The sequence below is a fragment of the Selenomonas ruminantium subsp. lactilytica TAM6421 genome (assembly GCF_000284095.1).
GTDB classification, from domain to species: domain Bacteria; phylum Bacillota; class Negativicutes; order Selenomonadales; family Selenomonadaceae; genus Selenomonas_A; species Selenomonas_A lactilytica.
The window spans coordinates 639717-662432 of the sequence record NC_017068.1 but is presented as its reverse complement, the minus strand read 5'-3'; the positions used below and the strand labels follow the sequence as shown (position 1 = coordinate 662432).

Annotated in this window: 22 protein-coding genes; 2 read left to right on the top strand and 20 right to left on the bottom strand. The window is 41.4% G+C overall.

Annotated elements, in window-relative coordinates; all coding sequences use genetic code 11:
* Window positions 1–52: 52 nt before the first annotated feature.
* The 5 genes from SELR_RS03085 to rfbH are packed head-to-tail and all read right to left on the bottom strand — an operon-like array spanning window position 53 to window position 5428.
* Window positions 53–1462, bottom strand: coding sequence for an HAD-IIIA family hydrolase (locus tag SELR_RS03085; RefSeq protein ID WP_014423742.1), 1410 nt, complete (start codon window positions 1460–1462; stop codon window positions 53–55).
* A 31-nt stretch (window positions 1463–1493) separates the two neighbouring features.
* Window positions 1494–2621 (bottom strand): glycosyltransferase family 2 protein, encoded by a 1128-nt coding sequence (locus SELR_RS03080; protein ID WP_014423741.1) that lies wholly within the window; start codon window positions 2619–2621, stop codon window positions 1494–1496.
* Window positions 2622–2631: 10 nt separating this feature from the next.
* A complete protein-coding gene (rfbC, locus tag SELR_RS03075) occupies window positions 2632–3183 on the bottom strand; it encodes a dTDP-4-dehydrorhamnose 3,5-epimerase (RefSeq protein WP_014423740.1) in 552 nt (183 codons plus the stop codon).
* On the bottom strand, window positions 3183–4103 hold the full coding sequence (locus SELR_RS03070) for an NAD-dependent epimerase/dehydratase family protein (protein ID WP_014423739.1): 921 nt from the start codon (window positions 4101–4103) through the stop codon (window positions 3183–3185). Before SELR_RS03070 ends, rfbC begins: the two co-directional genes overlap by 1 nt.
* Window positions 4103–5428 carry a lipopolysaccharide biosynthesis protein RfbH gene (gene rfbH / locus SELR_RS03065; protein WP_041914248.1) on the bottom strand — a complete coding sequence of 442 codons (1326 nt, stop codon included), beginning with the start codon at window positions 5426–5428 and terminating at the stop codon, window positions 4103–4105. Before rfbH ends, SELR_RS03070 begins: the two co-directional genes overlap by 1 nt.
* Window positions 5429–5511: 83 nt before the next feature.
* On the opposite strand from rfbH, the gene SELR_RS03060 reads away from it, so the two are divergent.
* A complete protein-coding gene (locus SELR_RS03060; protein ID WP_014423737.1) occupies window positions 5512–5862 on the top strand; it encodes a type II toxin-antitoxin system RelE/ParE family toxin in 351 nt (116 codons plus the stop codon).
* On the top strand, window positions 5855–6145 hold the full coding sequence (locus tag SELR_RS03055) for a helix-turn-helix domain-containing protein (protein ID WP_014423736.1): 291 nt from the start codon (window positions 5855–5857) through the stop codon (window positions 6143–6145). The genes SELR_RS03060 and SELR_RS03055 overlap by 8 nt, the downstream gene beginning before the upstream one ends.
* An 11-nt stretch (window positions 6146–6156) precedes the next feature.
* Here the strand turns inward: SELR_RS03055 and rfbG are convergent, their stop codons facing one another.
* The 15 genes from rfbG to glyQ form a co-directional block, all read right to left on the bottom strand.
* Window positions 6157–7218, bottom strand: a complete 1062-nt coding sequence (gene rfbG, locus SELR_RS03050; RefSeq protein ID WP_014423735.1) for a CDP-glucose 4,6-dehydratase — start codon at window positions 7216–7218, stop codon at window positions 6157–6159.
* Window positions 7218–7997 carry a glucose-1-phosphate cytidylyltransferase gene (gene rfbF, locus SELR_RS03045; RefSeq protein WP_041914247.1) on the bottom strand — a complete coding sequence of 260 codons (780 nt, stop codon included), beginning with the start codon at window positions 7995–7997 and terminating at the stop codon, window positions 7218–7220. Before rfbF ends, rfbG begins: the two co-directional genes overlap by 1 nt.
* 2 nt (window positions 7998–7999) lie before the next feature.
* Window positions 8000–9517 carry a lipopolysaccharide biosynthesis protein gene (locus tag SELR_RS03040; RefSeq protein WP_014423733.1) on the bottom strand — a complete coding sequence of 506 codons (1518 nt, stop codon included), beginning with the start codon at window positions 9515–9517 and terminating at the stop codon, window positions 8000–8002.
* Entirely contained in the window at window positions 9510–10151 is a 642-nt protein-coding gene (locus SELR_RS03035; RefSeq protein WP_014423732.1) for a D-sedoheptulose-7-phosphate isomerase, read from the bottom strand. The genes SELR_RS03040 and SELR_RS03035 overlap by 8 nt, the downstream gene beginning before the upstream one ends.
* 17 nt (window positions 10152–10168) lie before the next feature.
* Window positions 10169–11179: a GHMP family kinase ATP-binding protein gene (locus SELR_RS03030; RefSeq protein WP_014423731.1), complete on the bottom strand. Its 1011-nt coding sequence runs from the start codon at window positions 11177–11179 to the stop codon at window positions 10169–10171.
* Window positions 11180–12397, bottom strand: coding sequence for a glycosyltransferase family 4 protein (locus SELR_RS03025; RefSeq protein ID WP_014423730.1), 1218 nt, complete (start codon window positions 12395–12397; stop codon window positions 11180–11182).
* Window positions 12398–12430: 33 nt separating this feature from the next.
* Window positions 12431–13537 (bottom strand): EpsG family protein, encoded by a 1107-nt coding sequence (locus SELR_RS03020; RefSeq protein ID WP_014423729.1) that lies wholly within the window; start codon window positions 13535–13537, stop codon window positions 12431–12433.
* Between the two features lie 4 nt (window positions 13538–13541).
* Window positions 13542–14675 carry a glycosyltransferase family 4 protein gene (locus SELR_RS03015; protein WP_014423728.1) on the bottom strand — a complete coding sequence of 378 codons (1134 nt, stop codon included), beginning with the start codon at window positions 14673–14675 and terminating at the stop codon, window positions 13542–13544.
* A gap of 48 nt (window positions 14676–14723) precedes the next feature.
* On the bottom strand, window positions 14724–15482 hold the full coding sequence (locus SELR_RS03010; protein WP_014423727.1) for a glycosyltransferase family 2 protein: 759 nt from the start codon (window positions 15480–15482) through the stop codon (window positions 14724–14726).
* Window positions 15483–15509: 27 nt separating this feature from the next.
* Window positions 15510–16868 (bottom strand): sugar transferase, encoded by a 1359-nt coding sequence (locus SELR_RS03005; RefSeq protein WP_080585403.1) that lies wholly within the window; start codon window positions 16866–16868, stop codon window positions 15510–15512.
* 59 nt (window positions 16869–16927) lie between these two features.
* Window positions 16928–18277: a GumC family protein gene (locus tag SELR_RS03000; protein ID WP_014423725.1), complete on the bottom strand. Its 1350-nt coding sequence runs from the start codon at window positions 18275–18277 to the stop codon at window positions 16928–16930.
* 20 nt (window positions 18278–18297) lie between these two features.
* Window positions 18298–18465, bottom strand: coding sequence for a hypothetical protein (locus SELR_RS18745; RefSeq protein ID WP_014423724.1), 168 nt, complete (start codon window positions 18463–18465; stop codon window positions 18298–18300).
* A 345-nt stretch (window positions 18466–18810) separates the two neighbouring features.
* Window positions 18811–19407, bottom strand: a complete 597-nt coding sequence (locus SELR_RS02995) for a recombinase family protein (RefSeq protein ID WP_014423723.1) — start codon at window positions 19405–19407, stop codon at window positions 18811–18813.
* A gap of 158 nt (window positions 19408–19565) precedes the next feature.
* Window positions 19566–21617, bottom strand: coding sequence for a glycine--tRNA ligase subunit beta (gene glyS / locus SELR_RS02990; RefSeq protein WP_014423722.1), 2052 nt, complete (start codon window positions 21615–21617; stop codon window positions 19566–19568).
* Entirely contained in the window at window positions 21617–22495 is an 879-nt protein-coding gene (glyQ, locus tag SELR_RS02985) for a glycine--tRNA ligase subunit alpha (RefSeq protein WP_014423721.1), read from the bottom strand. The genes glyS and glyQ overlap by 1 nt, the downstream gene beginning before the upstream one ends.
* Window positions 22496–22716: the final 221 nt, after the last annotated feature.

The window sequence follows — 22716 nt, the reverse complement described above, 5'->3', positions numbered from 1 at the left end:
TAGCAAACTCTCAAAAGCCACTTTTTACGTGCCTTGAGACGTAGCACATTATTCAATGCGCTCCCATATTTACTATTGTTTCAATAAAACTAAATAAGCAACAACAACTTTTCTCTTGCCCATAGTTAACGTTTTTATTATTATTTATCAATGCAGTATGAACACCTGCATTTTCCCCGCATTCTATATCTGCTTTACTGTCCCCCACCATCCATGATGCCGCCAGATCAATATTGAAGTCTTTTGCAGCTTGTAAAATCAAGCCAGGCTTTGGCTTACGACAATCACATGCTATCTTCAAAGCTGCTACTTCACCTGCAAAGCCTTTATCTGGATGATGCGGGCAATAATACAGCGCATCGATATAGGCTCCTTCTTTTCCCAATTCTGTTTCCAGCTTTTGGTGAATCGTATCCAGTTCTTCAACACTGACTTCGCCACGCGCCACTACCGGTTGATTCGTTATGACAATCGCCAAATACCCAGCTGCATTTATTCTACGTATTGCCTCTGCTACCCTTGGCAATAATTCCAATTCATCCGGACTACGCAAAAAGCCAACATATTTATTCAAGGTACCATCCCTGTCTAAGAATATTGCCTTCTGCTTACGGAAAAGATTCTTAGCTTGAACAATCCCAGCCTTAAAGTCTCTCGCTACTGCCTCAAATCGATCAGGCGTACCCATATCCTTGACATATTCAGGCGAATCGTAGCAATATACGCTAAATTCTCCAACAGAATTTTTGCCACATATCGGCTTTAAAATCTGTCTGTCCAAATCAACCTTATATATTTTTCCATCAGGCTGTACTTTTCCGATTTGTGACACATCAATGCCCGATACCTTTACTGCCTCATCCAATGTAGCTACATTCAACACATGCACACCTGCATTGACACGATTCTTATAATATTCAGGCCGTGCATCTTCCTTCGTCAGCCATTTTTCCACGCCAGAATTTTCATTAGCGATTATAAGTCCGCTATCGTAAGGATGTGAATTAGGATGCGTGAACAACGTTACCATTGCACCTTTCATATGATGATATTCCACCATACGCTGAAAATTGATATCGAATATACTATCAGCATTCAGGAGCAAAAAGTCTTCGCTACCATCCTCATGATCAACCAGCTTATCCCGCAGTTCGTATAATGCTCCAGCATTTCCCAGCGGCTCCTGCTCATGAAAATATTCGATCTGCACACCAAAAGGTTTCCCTGTCGCCGGACTGATACCTGAACCATCGCCAAAATAGTTCATGATTTCATCAGCCAAATAAGAAACCGTCATGATGAACTTCGTAAATCCTTGTTCACGTAAGGAATTAATTTCCCATTCCAATACAGGCACACCATCTATAGGTATCATTGGTTTTGGCAATACCTTACCAGTCAATTTTTTACTATAACCAGCAATTCTCGTTCCACGGCCACCAGCCATTATGACAGTTTTCATAGTTCATCATAATCCTTTCGCAAAATATGTTTCATCGCAACAAAGCACTATCATCCGACTCTCTCTTTACTCTCAGCCGTCGCAAAACATTGCGAAATGTTGGATTATTTATCCTCGATGTATATTTAGCAATAACAGGAATCATAATCGACTTTATCAGCCATTTTTTATATGTTTTCTTTTCCGTATTCGAAAAGTGAAACTCCGTCGCAAAGGATTCTAATATCTCCATACTTAATCGATATTTATTCAACGTCCCGATCTTCTGTTGTGCTATTCCATAATGTGCCGTTTCGTGTTCACTTTCAAGAAAGTAAAAATATCCACTTGTTGACAAGGCTAGATATGTCCTATACATCTGCTCAGTTTTATCTTGCTTAATCCGATCAGCAAAATTCAATATTTTAACTGCTTTAAGATTCTGCTTCAGTTCAAATATTCGTTCCTTTGGTTCAAAAAATAAACTTGTTTTTTTTGACTCAAATCCAGATACATTTTTCTTATAAAATTCAGCCGAAGCCAATTCCCACACCTTTTTTGTATAGATAAACATTTTTCCATACTGAGATAATCTCGCTAATATAATATCATGAGGATGAATTCCATTATTTTTATCAAATATGTCTCCTAAATCCTCTATTTCTCTATATTTATCCACATTAAATACTATACCTGTCGGATGACTGGCAAAAAATGGCACATTCATAAAAGCATCTATACCATTCATAAAAAGTTTTGGTTCTTGACAGGTGGATAAATATTTACATACACCTCCATTACAATCAGAATGATTCTCTAAGAAATCGATAAATTCAACTAACTTATCTGCATAAATCACATCTCTGTCATTCAAATGAAACGAAAATATACCATCAGCATGGTCTAAAGCTGATTTCCAATTCATCATAGCAGGCGTATCAGCATCAATTTTGTATAGTTTCACCCTTGCATCATCATAACTATATAGTGACTGCAAATCTTTTCCTTCATCAGAAGAATCTGATACTATGATATCAAACCTATCATCTGTAACACTTAATAAATCCCGTATATGTTCATTTACTACACTACTTCTATTGTGCAATGCTATGCAAATTGATAAAACTATCTTTCCCATTTTGCTACCTTTCTTTTCCCATCCTGCCACTTTGACCAGCACTTTAGTTTTCCTATTTCATTTCATATTCTTTAATACTCATCAATAGCATGTCTCTCTGCGAATGGATAGCATCCTGTTCTCTTATTGGCCACTCAATGCCTATATCAGGATCGTTGAACATGATTCCAGTATCTGTTTCCTTGTCATATTTCCCATCACACTGATACAACATGACCGTATTGTCTTCCAGGCTCAAAAAACCGTGTGCAAATCCTCTCGGCACATAAAAACTCTTATGATTATCTGCGCTGAGCACTTCTGCCATCCATTGTTTATACGTGGGGCTATCCGGCCTTATGTCTACGATAACATCCCAAACTGCTCCGGCAATTACAGATACCAGTTTTGCCTGAGGATTCCTCATCTGGAAATGCAATCCTCGAATCACATTTTTCATCGAAGTTGACGCAAACGTCTCATGCAAAGAAAAATCAATACCAGCTTCTTTATACATATCCTTTTCGAATGTTTTGGTGAAGCCTCCACGATTATCGCCTGCATAGAAATTGCTTATAAAGTATGCATCTTTTAAACCTAATTCCTGAAATTCAAATCCCGGCATCAATCTTCCTCCTTGAGCCAAGTAATCGTCCGCTTGATTCCCTCAGTAAATGAAATCAGCGGTACAAATCCCGTATCATTCTTGACCGCATTGATATCGAATTCATTGTAAGTAAGGCTGACACCATTAAAGAGAATCTCTCCCAAACCTATCTTCATCGCAGGATTTACACAATCTCGCATCTCCAGCAAAAATTCTTTAAGCGGTTTCGGATTCAATGAACCGATGTAATACGTCCTGTTTGAAATTCCCTTTTCTCCAATTTCCACGAATTCCTTTGCTGCATCATCAATGTAGATGAAATCGTATATCTGTTCACCAGCTGAAAAGGCACAATGTTCGCCATTTATCATTTTGCGAAGACTTGTATTGATAAGCCTCGGACTCTTCTCTCCAGGGCCATAGATGTTCGAAATCACAGCTCTTACATAGTTAATCCCCAACGAACCAGCTAATGCTCTCACCATATAATCTGCCGCCAGTTTTGCGGAACAATACACAGTATTTATTCCCGGAGTATCGCTTGTTGCCATCATTGAAATAATCTCAAATTCCATGATACTTGAAGCGAATACAAAACTTCTACACCCCAGACTATTTGCAGCCCTTAAAGCATCACAACTGTATCTGATATTATCAAGTTGAACCTTTGTGTCTCCACGCAAAGGGCCAGCAGTTCCCGCCCATGCAAAATGATAAAACACATCTACATTGCGTTTGGGGATAATATCAACTAGACTACTATAATCTGACAAATCACATTGTACTAGATGGAGCATACCACTCTTTTTTAGTTCTAATAACCTGTCATCTTTATTGCGGACAACAGCTATAACTTCTGCCCCTTGTTGGATAAGTTCTCTGCAAACAGCTGAGCCCACAAATCCGTTTGCTCCCGTCACCAAAAAACATTTCTTCATTACTGCTGCACCGCTTCTTTGATGACCTTGATCATATAGTCCAGTTTTTCATCCGTCATGCCAGGATATACGCCCACCCAGAAGGTATCATTCATAATGCGATCCGTATTTTCGAGGCTGCCTACTACGCGATATCCCTCGCCACTTTTGCGCATCTCGTCAAAGCAGGGATGCTTGATGAGATTTCCAGCGAATAACATTCTGGTCTGTACGCCCTTGCTTTCGATATAGGGAACAACTTTTTTGCGGTCTACGCCGTTGCAGGTCATCATGAAGCCAAACCAGCTGGGCTTGCTGCCCTCCACCGGCTCCGGCAGAATCAGTTTGTCACTGACTTCCTGCAGACCTTTATAGAGGCGGTCAAAGTTATAACGGCGGCGTTCCACGAATTTCGGGAACTTCTTCAGCTGGGACACACCTACGGCTGCCTGCATATCCGTGATATTGAGGTTCAGGCCGAAATGGGAATAGACATATTTATGGTCATAACCTTTCGGCAAGTCCCCATACTGACCGTCAAAACGGTGACCGCAGAAATTATCCTGACCGGATGCACAGACACAATCCCGGCCCCAGTCACGCATGGAACGGATAATCTTGTGGAGCAGCGGATTCTTCGTATAGACGGCGCCGCCCTGCCCCATGGTCATATGATGAGGCGGATAGAAGCTGGAAGTACCGATATCACCGATGCTGCCCGTGAACTTTTCTTCACCATCAATGGTATAGAGGGAGCCCAAAGCATCACAGTTATCCTCCACCAGCCAGAGATTATGCTTGTCGCAGAAATCCTTGACAGCTTCCAGATCAAAAGGATTGCCTAAGGTATGGGCAATCATGACCGCCTTAGTCTTTTCGGACAGAGCTGCCTCCAGCTTTGTCACGTCAATGTTGTACTGCGGAATGGTTACATCCACGAACACCGGCACTGCACCATAGTTGATAATCGGCGAAACTGTAGTGGGGAAACCTGCGGCTACCGTAATAACCTCATCACCACGACGGATACGACGGTCTTTCAACAGCGGCGAAGTCAGTGTCATAAAAGCCAACAGATTAGCCGAGGAACCGGAGTTCACTACAGACACAAACTTCGTGCCTAGATATTCTGCCAGTCCTTTTTCAAACTCCTTCACATAACGACCGGAAGTAAGCCAGAACTCTAAAGCACTATCCACGAGGTTTTCCATATCCTCATGGTCATAGACACGGGAAGCATAGGGAATGCGATCGCCTTCCTTGTAAGTCCCCTCCTGATTGTGGTAAGTATCACAGTATTCCCGCACCATAGCGAGTATCTTGTCATGCATTTCCTGTTTATTCAAAATTGATTCCTCCAAACCTATCCTAAAATATACCTCTTGTTTTTATGTCGAATACAACATATAATATTTACAAGGAGGTAAAAATGTATACGATTGAGTTCTACGCCACCCCAGATGGCAAGAAGCCTGCAAAAGATTTCATTTTCACACTTGATGCTAAGATGCAGGCTAAAATGTTACGAAACCTTGACCTTTTGGAAACCAATGGCCCAGCACTGCGAATGCCCTATTCCGAAGCATTAGAAGACGGCATATTCGAATTACGAGCCAAGGAATCCTCAAATATAACAAGAGTTTTCTATTTTTTCTACTTTGGCAAGAAAGCCATTCTCACTAACGGTTTTGTGAAAAAAACGCAAAAGACACCCAAGAGAGAATTGGAACTTGCCAAAAAATACAAAGCCGATTACGAAAGGAGACACCACCATGAGTGAATACAGCGATTTCAAACAGGAACTACTGAAAAATCCTGCAGTCAAGGCCGAATATGATGCCCTTGCCCCAGAATATGATATTATTCAAGCCATGATTGATGCCCGCAAAGAACAAAATCTCACGCAGAAAGAACTTTCCCTGCGCACCGGCATCACGCAGGCGGATATCAGCCGTATCGAAAACGGCAGCCGCAATCCCTCCTTAAATATGTTAAAGAAATTAGCCAAAGGCCTGGGCATGAGATTACGAGTTGAATTCGTAGCAGAAAGCACCGCACAATAACTTGTGGTTGTTTAAACCTGAAGAAATTTGTTTATTTGTGCTTCCATAATGGCAGCAATGTCTTCACCTTTCTGCCATGCCTTTGCCCAAGTTACAGTCTCACGCAATGCATCATCTATATGCCATCTAGGCGACCAGCCAAGGTGGCTTTTTATTTGGGAACAATCCAGTTTCAAGAAATTAGCCTCATGAGGGCCCTCTACGCTGACATTCTTCCATTCCAAACCATCGCCCCACTGACGGCAGAAAATATCGGTCAGTTCCCCAGTGGTCACACAATCACACTCATCCGGGCCCACATTGTACCAATCTGAATATCTGCCATCTTCATACTGGGCCTGGGCAATCAAGAGATATGCGTATAACGGCTCCAGTACATGCTGGTAGGGACGGGTGGAATAAGGATTGCGCACCTCAATTTCCTGCCCTGCATAAGCGGCACGAATACAATCCGGTACAATGCGGTTCTCCGAAAAATCCCCACCGCCGATAACATTGCCGGCCCGAGCCGTGGAGATAGCGCAACGGCCATCCGCAAAAAAGCTCTTCTTGTAGCTGTGCGTCACGAGTTCCGAACAGCTCTTACTATTAGAATAGGGATCAAAGCCATCCAAAGGCTCATTCTCTCGATACCCCCACGGCCATTCTTTGTTCTCATAAACCTTATCCGTGGTGACGTTAAGGAATGATTTGATACTTTCTGTCTGCCGCACACATTCCAGAATATTGACCGTGCCCATCACATTGGTTTCATAGGTCAGTGCCGGTTCTTCATAACTCTTGATAACCAAGGGCTGAGCCGCCAGATGCAACACAATTTCTGGCTGTACTTCAGCAAAAACCTTAGCCAGATACTCCCCGTCACGAATATCGCCGATAACAGAATGAATAGCCGCTTCAATCCCAGCCTCACGAAAAACCTTCCCGCCTTCCTTTGTTGGAGAAGGAAGAGCATAGCCTGTCACATCTGCGCCAAACATCGTCAGCATTTTACAGATCCACATACCCTTGAAGCCAGTATGACCGGTAACTAATACCTTTTTCCCTTGATAAAACTCTGATCTTAACTTCATTACTGCCACACTTTCCAGGGAGCTTTGCCCGCCAGCCACAATTCTTCCAGTTTTTGCTTATCCCGCAGAGTATCCATACACTGCCAGAAGCCCTTGTGTTTATACGCCATGATTTCTCCATCATCAGCCAGATGCTCCATAGGATCTCGCTCAAACATCACATTGGATGTGATGTAATCAAAGACCTTCGGTTCCAGCACCATATAACCGCCATTGATATAACCTACATCATCCCGACTCTTCTCCCGGAAAGACTGGACATTATTACCATTCAAATCCAAGATGCCAAAACGCCCTTCCGGTTTTACTGCCGTCAACGTGCAGGCCTTGCCATGGGATTTATGGAAATCCACCAATGCTTTCAAGTCGACATCGCAGACACCATCGCCATAAGTCATCAGGAAAGGTTCATCACCGATATAATCCTGTACCTGCTTGATACGCCAACCAGTCAGGGAATCCAAACCAGTATCCACCACCGTTACCTTCCATGGCTCAAAAGCTGTAGAAATAATTCCCCGATGTTCCCGCTCGCCATCCACACGGAAATCAAAAGAAATATCGCTGGCCTGCAGAAAATAATGGGCAAAATAATTCTTGATATACTCCTGCTTATATCCTGCACAGATGATGAATTCATCAAAACCATAGTGCAGATATTCTCGCATGATATGCCACAAAATAGGCTTTCCACCTATCTCAATCATTGGCTTGGGCTTGAACTGAGACTCCTCACTTATTCTTGTACCAAATCCGCCAGCTAATAATACAACTTTCAAAATTAAACCCCTCCCCATTTTTTGATATAACTTAACGTTTTGTTCTTCCCCAATAATACTATAGACTGGAACAGTATCAAAATAATTGCTAAACTACTATTATATACAATAAATAGTAGCCACCCATTTATTTCTGGTAAAAATTCTTTGCAGAATAACATAAGTACACAAGAAATGACTGCCAAAGCAAAGTTCTGCATAATTGCCGGATAAAAATATGTAAATCTTATTTGTAAACATTTTGCCATATAAATAGGATTAAAAATAAAATATATTATTGTCATAACTACCATCGTTGTTCCCAATACAGCATATTCAGCTAATGATGTCGTAGTTAGAAGCACCAGCATTCCTACGACATTCACCAATCCTCCTGCGATAGTTACAAAACACGGAACCTTATTTTTCATTTTCAAAGTATATATATATCCTATAGGACTAATATACCCTTCGAACAACGACGGAATTATTGCTAAAATTGTAAGATAATATAGTGTTTCATTACTAACCGACGGAACCCATATACGATAAAAATCCCTACCAAAAACAATCAATGTAACGAATACGGTATTGGCAAATATACCACAAATATTTGTCGCACGCTTGAATTCTTTTAATAATTCGTCTTGTTTCCCATCCGAAAACAATTGCAAAAAAACTGGATGAAATGACTGCGAAATTGTTTGATTTATAGTAGAAAACAGGCCACCAATCATCTTTGTAATGGAAATTATCCCCATTATTTCCCCTGTAAGAAAAACATTTGTTACTACTAAGTCCAAACCAGAATTAAGCACATTCCCTATTTGATTTATTGAATTCCATATGCCATTTAAAACAAGAATCCTTAATCTCGAAAATGAAAAAGTTTCTAATCGTGCACGTAGTTCACTTACATATCTTTGTTTCACCAAATAGCAAAGAATAAAAATTATAATATTTTGTCCTAAATAAGCAAGCCCAACATACCATATTTTCCCTTCAAAACAGAAAAACAATGCTACCAGTATGAACGCTTGTGTAAGCAAACCTATATTGCGAATCAAATTATAGAGATCTAATCTTTTAATCGCATAAGTTATAGATTGAAATGCGGTAGAAGCAAACATTAAATATGATGATAGAAATATCCCTAAAAAAAGTATAGGAACGTCTATTGCAAATTTATCAGGAATATTAAGGATTTCATTTGCAAATATACTTATAACAGCGCCAATAATAAACAAGATCGCACCAATCACAAGATTACTAAGAAAAACGGTGCTATAGTACTCCGAAAAATCCTTCTGCTTATCTTGCATATATGAAACAGCCATAAATCTAGCAGAAAAGCTATTCAATGCCAGCATGGCTATCCCCGCATAATCTGCAATATTGCGGCCTAATGTTACAAAGCCATATGCCTCGACACCTAATCTTTGCGTTATAAAGGGAACCATTATAAGATTTATGGCACTGCTTAGGAATATAGCGAGTGCTCCCAGGATTATTGTATTAGATACAACCGATTTGTTACTCACCAAAGAACTCTTCCTCAATGGCCAGGCACATAGCATGGTAAACAGGCAAATGCAGTTCCTGAATTTTAAAGGTTTCATCTTCCGGAACATTGATTAAAATATCCGATTTTTCTTTCAAAGCACCACCACTGCTACCAGTGAGGGAAATCACCTTCACATCCATAGCCCTTGCAACTTCACTGGCGTAAATAACATTTGCAGAATTTCCAGATGTACTGATTGCTAAGAGAACATCACCAGCTTTTCCTTGACCAAATACTTGCTGGGCAAAGTTCATATCCGGAGCCACATCATTTGCATATGCTGTTAATAAACCTGCTTCACTGACCAAAGAAATTGCTGGCAAAGCCATTTGCAGATTTTCAATCATATAATCGGAATGCTCACAGTTAGACAATTTGTCCTTCCAAAAATCAGAAACTTTACGTTTCTTAACAAAGGCTTTCATCAATTCACCGACTATGTGCAATGAATCAGCTGCACTTCCTCCATTTCCACAAACAAGAATTTTATTCCCACTTGTATATGCAGCTACAATCAACTCAACAGCTTTCAATATAGCATCTTTGTTAACAACTAATGCTGGATAACGCTCAACAAGTTCATCGATTCTATTAACAGCAGTATTTTTCAATGCAATCTCCTCCTATATTACAAATAACGTTCTGGTATCTCGTAATCTTCCGCTTTGAAATAAATAACCTTTGTTCCTTCTGTTTCAAATTCAAAGGGAACATATAGTAAGTTTTCTAAGGCCTTCATCACAGCAGGTTGCTTATCTTTCTCAACATAGAACAGCAAGAATCCGCCACCACCAGCGCCTAATAATTTACCGCCAGTAGCACCAGCCTTTATGGCGTTATCATAAATGTCATCTATTGAACCAGTGGATATCCCAGCAGATATGCCTCTTTTCAGTTTCCACGTATAATCCAAAAGTCTGCCAAATTCATTCAAATCACTATGCTGGTCAACCAAAATATTCTCTGCTTCATACACCAACGATTTCATTTCCAGCAACTGCTTTGTTTTGTCGGCAATATTCTTTTTCGTCTCCTGCTGAACATTGGCAGAAAATCTGGAAAAGCCTGTGAAGAACAGCATCAAATTATCATTGAATTCTTTTTTTCGCTTATTCGAGATGGTTAATGGTATAACATTATAACCATCCTTAGTCATATCAATTCGATTCAAACCACCAAAAGAAGCCGCAATTTGATCCTGAATACCACCTGCTTCATTACAAAGAACACGCTCCACATAAATTGCCTCATCTGCCAAGCGTCTTTTGTCCACCATTTTTCCTTTAATGCCATAAAAGGCATTCAACATCCCCACAGCAAAGGAAGATGATGTACCTAAGCCCGTGCGAGCCGGCAAATCTGCTTCATAAGACAAGCGTATCTCATGCATATCTTTGAACTTCATCAAATTCCGAATTAACGGATGAACGATTTCATCCAATTCATTCACACGCTCAATATTGGCATAAACAAACTCATTGGAATAATCAAAGAACCGTGGCAAATGTCTGGCAGTCACATAGCAATACTTATCAAAAGTAGTAGACAGCACCGCTCCGCCATGCTCCTCATAAAATTCCTTCATATCTGTTCCGCCGCCAAAAAAAGACATACGAAAAGGGGTTTTAGTTATAATCATCTAAGTATTCTCCTCACCAAAGATATTTTTTGTCCAATTATCTATGTTATCTTGACTACCATATGTCTTTATATAAAAATCATATCCATTAGCGCTCATACGCTCACGAATGCATGAATTTTCAGTAAAGTCATACATGTATTTTAAAAAATCATCTGCATTATCAGCTACCGCGAATGGTTCTTTCCCTTTGACTGCATCAAATCGTATACCATCATAACAATGCTTCGTAGTAATGGATGGCATTCCACATGATAGTGCTTCTAATAATTTAATTTTAACTCCCGACCCATGTTTTACTGGAACTATTGAAAACAATGCATTTTCCAGCAAAGCCTTAAAATCATTATCTTTTAAAAAACCTGTCATCTCTATATTTTTATTATACTTTTTTATTATTCGTTCTCTATCATTCGAAATACGCCCCGTTATTTTTAATTTAACATCAGGATATTTATCACTATATTTTGAAAAAACATTTTCCAAAAACCATATCAATCCATAATAATTAGGTGGAAAACTCAGCTGGCTAAAAAATATAATATACTGAGTTTTACTATTTTTCCAAGTTTTACTAGTTTGAGGTAAGACAGATGGTAAATATTTTATATTCTTAATACCAAATGTACTTTTATACCATTCCGCATCATAAGGTGAAACGCATATAGACATAGAAGAATTTTTCAAGACAATTTTTTCTAGAGCTTCTATCCTTTTCTTTTCAAAACATGATAACCACCTTGGCCAACTTGACGTTTCTTGAAAATAAATATTTTCTACATTATGAAATACTGTGACCAACCTAATATTACGCTTTTTCAAAAAACAAAAGTCAACCGCAACATATGAAAATGGAGTTTCTAACAAAACAATATTAATATTGTTTTCTATTATATACGCCTTTATCTTTCTCCTCACATCATTGGAATTCAAAATATAACTTTGTCTTGGCATTCTAGATATTCCCCATGAAATGAACTGTTTTATGAGCTCACTTGAATTACACATATATCTAGGTTTTTTAAGGCGTGGAACAACCATTACATTTTTTGCCCATCGAAAATCATCATTCTCGACATTAACATTTTCTGTATTAAATATCACCAAGTGCATATTAAACTTTGTACTCAAGCATTTTAACCTATAATATATACCAAGTTTACCCCCATCATTAGGCGGATAAACATACTGATTCATTACAACTAATATATTGTTCAATTCTCCCAACTCCTAAACCAATATACTTATCCGTCACCATATTATTCCAAACATTGTATTATAGGGAACATAGGCGTTTGGAAAAACACCTATCTTTAAATACAGTCTTACGAAAGCAGACGCAACAATAATAAGCCATATACCTATTTTTATCATTAATTTATCCGATATATTTAGCGCATTAACCATCAATAGATATTCAGATACCGTATATGGTCCGGTAAGACGAGTTGCAATTTCTGCTGATGTAAATACTAATAAGAAATATAAACAACTGCCCACAAAAAACATATTAATTAAACCATTAAAATTATATATTTTTTTCGCAAAAAACGCTCTATATCGTAGCAATAATAAAATAAAAATAAATTTTAATACAATCATATAATTTGATACTTGTTCTTTATCGATAGATGCACCAAACTGTTCTCCATTTTGGCTACGTTCTGCATATGATATTAATTTAGACAAATACACTGAATCAATTCCTGTCATGTAACTTGTAAGATTCATTATAAAATTAAATTCTCCTACAATTAGACATATCAGCATTATCAATATCATTTTTAATGTACTAAAATTTTTATAATATAAATAATATGCAGGCAATAGTATTATTGCTATCCTATGTATACTTAAAGCTAATAAAACAGTAATTATAAAGCCAACTTTATTTCTTTTAGCAATCATACGATAAGTCAGCAAAGATATTGCCATTACTATTGTTGTTCTAACTGGAAAAACTCCATAAAAAAATGCAGAAAACAATATTAATGTTGCAGTAATGTTATATGTCGAAAAGTATGTTATGCTCCGATAATAACTATATACGCAAACACTACTAATAATGAATAATAAGCAATAGTATTCATCTGCCGAATTCTTAATTAAATAATTTAAAAATTTATAACCAATTTCAAAGTTATAATCACTCATGAAATATTCATATGTATAGCCCTGATTAAAAAACGCATAATACGTCTCCCAATCAGTTCCCGTATTATATCTTACTGTGCCAAGTATTAGGCAAATTAGTGAAAAATTTAATAATATATATTTTTTTTCAATTGTTCCTATTTTAAATACTTCTAGCAATGAAAAAAAAACAAGAATAAAAAAAAGTATATAGTATATTTCCATTGTATTATCTCTCTATAAGTTGATATACATCTAAAGTTTCATCTGAAATCTTATTCCAATTATATTCATTCATAACGTTCACAAACAAAGCTTCTCCCACATCAATAAGCTTTGTTTTAGGCACAGATGAAATCTCCGATATTTTTTTACGTAATGCTTGATCATTGTTGCTACACAAAAAACCTGTTTCATTATCAATTATATATTCTGGGATTGCTCCTACTTTGGTAGATAAAACTGCCTTTTTATACGCCGCTGCAGAAAAAATCACTCCACTCATACTTGCATGCCTATATGGCAAAACAAACACATCGCTTGTTTGCATTAGAAAAGTCATGAGATTTTCTTCGATAAATCCTGGAATATATAATATATTATTTTTTATATTCATCTCACTTTTAACTGTTGTAAATTCTTTATAGTCTTCATTCACCTTTCCAGCTATTATCAATAATTCATTTCCGCATGCAAAATCATCTATCCATATTTTAACTAATCTATCAACGCCTTTATTATAAAAAATATATCCTTCAAACAAGAACACACGATTATAATTTTGAATAAGTCTTTTTATTCCTCTTATCTTCTCATCCTCAATATACGTCTTCTTTACATTGATATATGCCCCGTGTGGAATTATATTAATCTTATTAGTTGAAATTTGAAATAGATCTAGCAATTCCCTTTTTATTGCACCACCATGAACAATAATTTTATCTACAATTTTATAAATCTTTTCCAATTCTTTATTACTGCTTGATTTAATATGAGGAATCGCATTATGTGCCGTATACACGATTGGGCAAAACAAGGATATGCAACGTAAAAATAACACATCAAGCTTGTACCAAAGAAGCCACTGAACATGTATTACATCAAAGCGGCTTTTTCTTATATAAAAAATTATATACAGATAGGCTAATATATATTCACCTCCCCTTATCATTCGTCTAAAAAATCCACCTTTCAAACGATCTGATATTGGAAAAAAAATCTTTTTTATTTTTATATTATCTTTAGAGTGAAAGCCACGACTCGTTACCAAGCACAAATTTATTTTTTTTGACAACCCCTCAGCAATACCATGTAAATATGAAGAATTTCCATTCCCCCACGGATCAATTATTAAAACTTTCATATAGTTCCCTTTTACATCAATTTCTACCACTAACTCTATTCTATGTCCTCACTTTTTTAAGCCAAATTTTGTTCCCTTTACTAAAATCCAACACAATATTTCAAGGGCACTTCTAACCATGCTATGTTTTTCAATATCATGGTATAACTTCCAATGATATCTTAATTGGCTCAATTTATTATAACTTATAGACCCTCTTCTCCCCATTCTATAAACGCCTAATATATCTTGCATTCCATAACATTTATCCGTTTTCTTCAAAATTTGTAACCACAAAGCAAAATCATTTCGTTTACGTATTGATGGCACTTCGAATTTACCTAATATGTTTTGATTATAAATTACCGTTAGATTTCCAATAGGGTTTGACAACAATATACATTTTTCATATGTTATTTCCTTTGGTGGTATAAATGCATAGTGAAGCGATTCACCTAGTTCATTCATACATTCATAACCAGTACAGGAAAACGATATCTTATTATCCTGCATAAATTTAATTTGTTTTTCTAATTTTTGAGGCAACCAAATATCATCGCTGTCAAGGAATGCAACATACTGTCCTCGTGCCTTTCTTATTCCTTCAGTTCGAGCGTTTGCCACTCCACTATTACAGGTTAAACGTATATAATGAATTTGCTTATGCTGTATTGCATATTCCCTAACGACTGCTTCTGTGTTATCAGTGCTACAATCATCCACAATTAGTAACTCCCAATCTTTCAGGGTCTGCTTTAATACAGATTCTATAGATTTCCCTATGAATGAGCCACAATTATATGTCGGCATGATAATACTAACTAGCATACACGTTTACTCCTTAAAACCCTTACTTTATTTTATTTCTTTATATCCATTATTAATAATATCGTACTCATCTACATCCAAACTCACCTGCCTACCTCTCATACCTTCCGTGGCACTCTTGGTAAAAAGCACCTTTACCGTCTGGATCATTATGACAAAATCAGTCAGGATATTACATCTTTCAATATACGTGAGATCATACACTAACTTATCAAAGGCTGTGGTATTATATTTTCCGTAAACCTGAGCCATACCAGTGATACCAGGCTTGACATTATGCCGATAAGCATATTCCGGGGTTTCTTTTGTAAACTGTTCTACAAAGAATGGTCGCTCCGGTCTCGGCCCTACTATGCTCATATCACCGATAACCACATTCCAGATCTGGGGCAGTTCGTCCAACCTGACAGCCCGAAGGAATTTCCCCAGCCTGGTAATCCGGGGATCATTTTCTTGTGCCAGCATGGGGCCGGTATATTTTTCCGCATCCACTTTCATGGTACGGAATTTATAAACGCGGAATTCTTTGCCATCTCGTCCTGTACGAATCTGGCTATAGAGCATGGGGCCGGGATCGAAGATTTTGATAGCGATAGCTGTGACCACCATAAAGGGCAATGCACAGATAAAACCGATGCCAGAAACGACTATATCCAGCAAACGCTTCATGATTCTTGTTTCCAAACTGGGCACGAGGCTCTGGGGCCGAAATACCGGTATATCGTCTATTTTGTCCAATTCAACTCCAGCACAAAATATTTCATACGTGTTGGGAATAAGCAGCGCTTCCTTGCCATTTTGATGGCAGTAGTTTATAACGGCTACTTTGTAGCGATGCCGCAGTTCAGGACAAAGGATAACCACCTCCACATCGTCGGCAGCTTTTTGCCATTCGGATTGTTCGATATCAGTACAGATGTATTTCAGTTTCAGATTCAGTTGTGGCTGTTTGCGCAAGCGCTGATAAACATGATCACATTCTTCCTGGCTGCCCATCAGCATGACATTCCTGCGCTGGTGAATTTCCTGTTCCACCCACCAGCCAAGATAACGCCATACTATCAGCAATACAGTCTGCAGAATTATGCCCATTCCTAATATTCCCACGGAATAAGACAGCTCCTGAATAAAAAAGCCAAGTGACAGGATCAAAACAAAGCTGCAGAGATTAGCCACCACAGTGCTAAGCATGATTTCCGCAAAGCGCTTATGTTCGATGGAATACAGACCATTTACATTCAGCAGCAGTATGGTCAGCACTACTAACAAAGACATAACCCCTGAATATGGATAGATATTTCCCCGCAAAAATTCACCATCCGTGATGATATTGTTGGCGACAATATACGCCAGCGCTATCAGGAGTATGTCACCTATCCATAGCATTAACTTTCTTGATGTGGGAAATTTCCTCGCTTGCACAATCAAGCTCCTTTCACTTTAATTTAAGCCTCTTGCTTTTTGTAACAGATAAGCCCGTATCCGATGCTGATCAGACAGCCGATAACAAAACCAATCAGCGTTATCAGCCCCTTCCTTGGCCCTGCCGGTCTGTCTACATCTGGCAGATTAGCTGAGTCGACGATCTGGACATCCATGGAATCCATGGCCTGCTGGATGCGGTTTTGCTCGAACCGGGTTTGCAGATTGCTATAAATCTCTTCCTTTATTTTGGTATCCCTTTGCAGATCCATGTAATCCTGCACTTTTTGCGGGAACGCATCCAGTTTCTTTTGTTTTTCATCACGGCGTTTTGCAATAGCCTCTTCACTTGCTTTGGATACGTCGATAGCGACCTGGGCGCTTATCTGTTCCTGTATCAATGCAGCCTGCGCCGGGGTGGAAGTTGCGTATTTCGAACCTACTACCGCATTTACTTCATTGGTCAGGCTTTGCTGCAGCTGTCCCAATTGTTCCTGAGCGCGGATAACCGCCGGATTTTCATCGGTGTATTTCTGCCGCAGGCTGACAACTTCCAGCTGCTGGGCTACAATTTTATCCCGCAAGCCCTGCACTGTAGGGTTGTCACTGATCTGGAAGTTGATGCTGTTTGCCTTTACATCACCCAATTTTGCCGTTACGCTGTCTATCTTGGCCTGATTGGCCGTCTGACTTACCTTCATCTGGCTGATTGCCTCGTCAAAGGCATTCATTTTGTTCACCGCCGCCTTGGCCTGTTCATCCGGACTGTAGATTCCGTGCTCCTGCTGGTAATTGGCAAATTTATTGCGGGCTTCTTCCGCTTCTTTTCTTGCATTCTCGATGCGTTCTGCCAGGAACTGCATCAGCAGGCTCTGGGTTTCCTTGTTCATATCCGTCATCATCTGCAGGAAGTTATCCACCACATGCTGGGAGATCATCTGTGCTTCTTCCGGCGACTTCCCCTCAGCAGTAACCGTGATAATATTGGTCTGCTTGACGTTCTCTATCTTCAGATTTTTCTTGGCAAAATCTTTGGGCAGCAGATTTTTTTTCTTGTCTTCATCCCAATCCAGCTCGTCAATAATGGGCTGCAGGACGGTATTAGATTTCATCAGTTCTATATAATTCATTACTGGAGATGTGGCTGCTCCCATCCCCATAGCCATCATAGCCTGAGACGCTTCCGTAACGCCAACGCCTCTTACACGGGCTTGTACCGTAGTTGTAGATTCATAAGTCTTCGGCAGAGCAAAAGCCACGATAAGAGCCAGTGCCGTGCAGCCGCCTACGATTTTCCCCACGGTCTTCTTGCGGTCGGCAAGAACGTGCATAAGCTTGCCAAGGTCGATTGATTCTTCGTTTTGTTGTTCCATATTAGTTCTCCTTGCGTTGTTTATTTTTCATGCTTCATGTTCGCCAATGCATATTCGCAACATTGACGCACTAAATTATTTACAGATACCTTTTCGTGCTCGGCTACCTTAGCCAGCTCCTCCAGAAGGCTCTGTGGGAGGCGGAAGGTCTTATTGAGCATTTCTTCGGTCTGTCGTACTTGGAACATTTGCTATCTCCTTTTGCATATTATGAAGGATGGTACACGTTACACGTCCTTTGCCTTTATTTGTTATGCGCTGTAACTTATATCAAAAAGTGTACTTTTTGATATCTACCTAAAATGCATTGCTAAATAGAGTATTTATGATGTACACTGTATTTTTAGTCTCAAAAAGTTACATCTGGTGAAAAAAAACCGAAATAAAATGGACATTGCAAGATGCTTTTGCTATAATGGTTTTCGTGATGCGATAGTCTCAAAAAGTACACTTTATGACACTGTAATATAAAAAGAGGAACCGTCTTTTCAGGCTGGGATGACCAGTCTGCATAAGGCGGTTCCTCTTTTCAGTTATTGGATTTTCAGTTCTCGGAGGCGGCGGAAGAAGGTGGAGCGGCTGATGGAGCAGGCCTTCAACACCTCTTCCAGCGACATTCTGTTATTCTGCCATCTTTGGACCAGGTTGCAGAAGTTATCCGGCAGCTCCGCTTCCGGGCGGCCGAAGCGGATGCCTTTGGCCTTGGCGGCGCTGATGCCCTGTGCCTGACGCTTCCTGATATTTTCCCGTTCAGATTCGGCGACGAAGGAAAGTATCTGCAGGACGATATCGGCAATGAATGTGCCCAGCAGGTCCTTATACTGCCGTGTGTCAAGCAGGGGCATATCAATGACGCAGATATCGATGCCCTTGTCAGTGGTCAGATAGCGCCATTGGTTCTGGATTTCCTTGTAATTGCGCCCCAGGCGGTCGATGCTCAGCACGTAGAGCAAATCTCCTTTACGCATGACACGGCAGAGCCGTTTGTAGCTCTGCCGATTGAAGTCTTTCCCGGATTGCTTATCCACAAAGATCTGCTTCTCGGGGATATGCAGTTCCTGCATGGCCCGCAACTGGCGGTCCTCATTCTGGTCAATAGACGACACACGGATGTAAGCATAGTTTTTCATGTTAATACCTCCTAGATTATAATAGAAATTCTCCCTCAATATATATACATACACTTTCATGCGTGAAAATTTCCTTTAGGAGGATTTTTTTCATAATTTTTCATAAAAAAACGCTGTGTCCAGTCAAGATAGGACACAGCATTTTTTATTGGTGGATCTTACAAGACAATCTTGCTGAAATCGGCCACTTTGTTGACCAACGTGTCGATGGCTTTCAGCAGAGCCAGACGGTTGTTCTTGATGGCCTCATCTTTATCCATGACCATAACGGCATCGAAGAAGGCATCGATGGGCTTGGACAGTTCCTTGAGGGCATCGATGGCACCGGTATAGTCCTGACCATCCACCAGGCTGGCTACAGCACTGTTGGTGGATTTGTAGACATCATAGAGAGCCTTTTCTTCGTCAGCCACGAAAGTGCTTTCGCTGATTTCCGTAACTTCGGCTTTCTTGGCCAGATTGGAGGCACGCACGAAGGCCTGGATGTTCGCAGCGGCATCTGCCGTTTCCACGAACTTGGCTGCAGCGGCAGCGCGCAGGCTGACGGCGTAGATATCGTCGATGTTTTCCAGTACGGCATCCACCACGTCATAGCGGACAGCTTCCAGCACGTTCTTGAGGCGCAGGCGCATAAAGTCAGCCACATCAGCCTGCATCTTTTCGCGGGCTTTCTCCTCCGTAAGGCCGTAGAGTTCCATGGATTTGGCCACGATCTTGCTGAGGCTTACGTTCCACTTGGCTTCGATCAGCATGTTCACGAGGCCCAGAGCCTGACGGCGCAGAGCAAAGGGATCCTGGGAGCCCGTGGGGATCTTGCCTCGGCTGAAGGTACCCACAATGGTATCGATCTTGTCAGCAAGGCTCACGATGCGGCCAGCTTCCGTCTGGGGCTGGTTATCGCCGGCAAAGCGGGGCATATAATGCTCATCAATGGCCATGGCCACTTCTTCACACTCGCCATCGAGCTTTGCATATTCGCGGCCCATGATGCCCTGCAGTTCCGTGAACTCGGTGACCATGCCGGTCACGAGATCGGCCTTGGACAGGAGAGCGGCACGCTGAGCATTTTTATGAGCTTTTTCATCCGCACCGATTTCATCGGCAATAAAGCCAGCCAGCTCTACGAGGCGCTCGGATTTTTCATACATGGTGCCCAGGCCCTGCTGGAACACAACAGTCTTGAGCTTTTCGCGATGCTCTTCGAGGCTCTTCTTGCGGTCTTCGTCAAAGAAGAACTGGGCATCCGCCAGGCGGGCACGCAGTACACGCTCATTACCATGCTGTACCGTTTCGAGGTATTCGCTGCCACCATTGCGCACCGTGATGAAGAGGGGCAACAGTTTACCGTCGGCATCCTTCACCGGGAAGTAGCGCTGATGGTCGCGCATCGGGGTGATGACCGTTTCCGGGGGCAGTTCCAGATATTTTTCCTCGAACTTGCCACAGAGAGCCGTCGGATATTCTACGAGGTAGAGCACTTCTTCCAGCAGGTCTTCGGTGATTTCCGCCTTGCCGCCGTTCTTTTCGGCCACTTCAGCAATCTGTTCGCGAATCATAGCCTTGCGCTTTTCCTGATCCACGATGACGAAATTTTCCTCGCAAGCTTTTTCGTAGTCAGCAGCGCTGCTGATGGTGAAATCTCCCTGGGACAGGAAACGGTGGCCGCGGGAAGTGTTGCCGGATTTAACCTCAGCCACTTCAAAGGGCACAACTTCTGCATCATAGAGAGCTACAATCCAGCGCAGGGGACGGATGAACTTGAAGTCCAGATCACGCCAACGCATGTTGTTGGGGAAGTTCAGGCCGCAGATGAGTTCCGGCAGGATGGTCTGCAGCAGTTCACTGGTTTCCTTGCCCTTTTCATGCACCATGGCATAGACATAGCCGTCCTTGCTCACGAGATCTTTCGGGTCGATACCCTGGCCGCGGGCAAAGCCCTGGGCAGCCTTGGTGGGATTGCCATCAGCATCGAAGGCGATGGCAACGGATGGGCCGCGGTTTTCGCTGGATACATCTTCCTGTTTCTCTGCCAGGTCTTTTACGAGCAGAGCCGTGCGGCGGGGGGTGCCGATGGTGCGGATTTCCCCGCAGGCAATGCGGTTATCAGCAAAGGCCTTGGCCGCATTTTCTTTCAACTGGGCAAGGATGCCCGGCATGACATGCGCCGGTACTTCTTCCGTGCCGATTTCTAACAGTAAATCCTTGCTCATTATTTCTCCCCCCTGTGCAGCATGGGATAACCAAGCTCCTCACGCTGTTTCAAGTAACATTCCGCACACAGACGCGCCAGCTTGCGCACGCGGCCGATGAAAGCCGTACGCTGGGACACGGAGATGGCCCCGCGGGCATCCAGCAGGTTGAAGGTATGGGAGCACTTGAGCACATAGTCGTAAGCCGGATGCACATAGCCTTCAGCGATTACGCGCACAGCTTCAGCCTCGTACTTGTCAAACATCTCAAACAACAGCTTTTCATCGGACAGGTCAAAGGCGTACGCAGACTGCTCGTACTCGTTCTGATGGAATACATCGCCATAGGTGTAATCATCCGTCCACTGAATGTCATAGACGTTTTCCACCCCCTGGATATACATGGCCAGACGCTCCAAACCGTAGGTGATTTCGGAAGCTACTGGCTTCACGTCCTGGCTGCCCACCTGCTGGAAGTAGGTGAACTGGGTGATTTCCATGCCGTCGAGCCATACTTCCCAACCCAGGCCCCAGGCGCCCAGCGTCGGGGATTCCCAGTTATCCTCAACGAAGCGGATATCGTGCTGTTTCGGATCGATGCCCAGACGTTCAAGGCTCTCCAGATAGAGCTCCTGAATGTTGTCCGGGGACGGCTTCATGATGACCTGGAACTGATGGTGCTGATAAAGACGGTTCGGATTATCGCCATAGCGGCCATCGGCCGGGCGGCGGGACGGCTCCACATAAGCCACGTTCCAAGGCTCGGGGCCAAGCACACGCAAAAAGGTGGAGGGGTTCATCGTGCCCGCACCTTTTTCCACATCATAGGGCTGAGCTAAGATACAGCCCTGCTCTGACCAGAATTTCTGCAGAGCCAGGATGATTTCCTGAAATTTCATAGGTACAACTCCTTTTCCTACTGTTACGGTTGACAAAACTATAAAAGCCCCGCCCCCGTAACGCTCACGTTACAGGGACGAGACTATATTCCCGCGGTTCCACCCTGATTGGTTTCCTTGACGGAAGCCCACCTCAAAGTTTTCATTTGTCTGCTGCTCCAAAGTGCCCTTCACGCTGTTGGCTGGCTTGCACCCTCCCAGCCTCGCTATCATGCGCTACT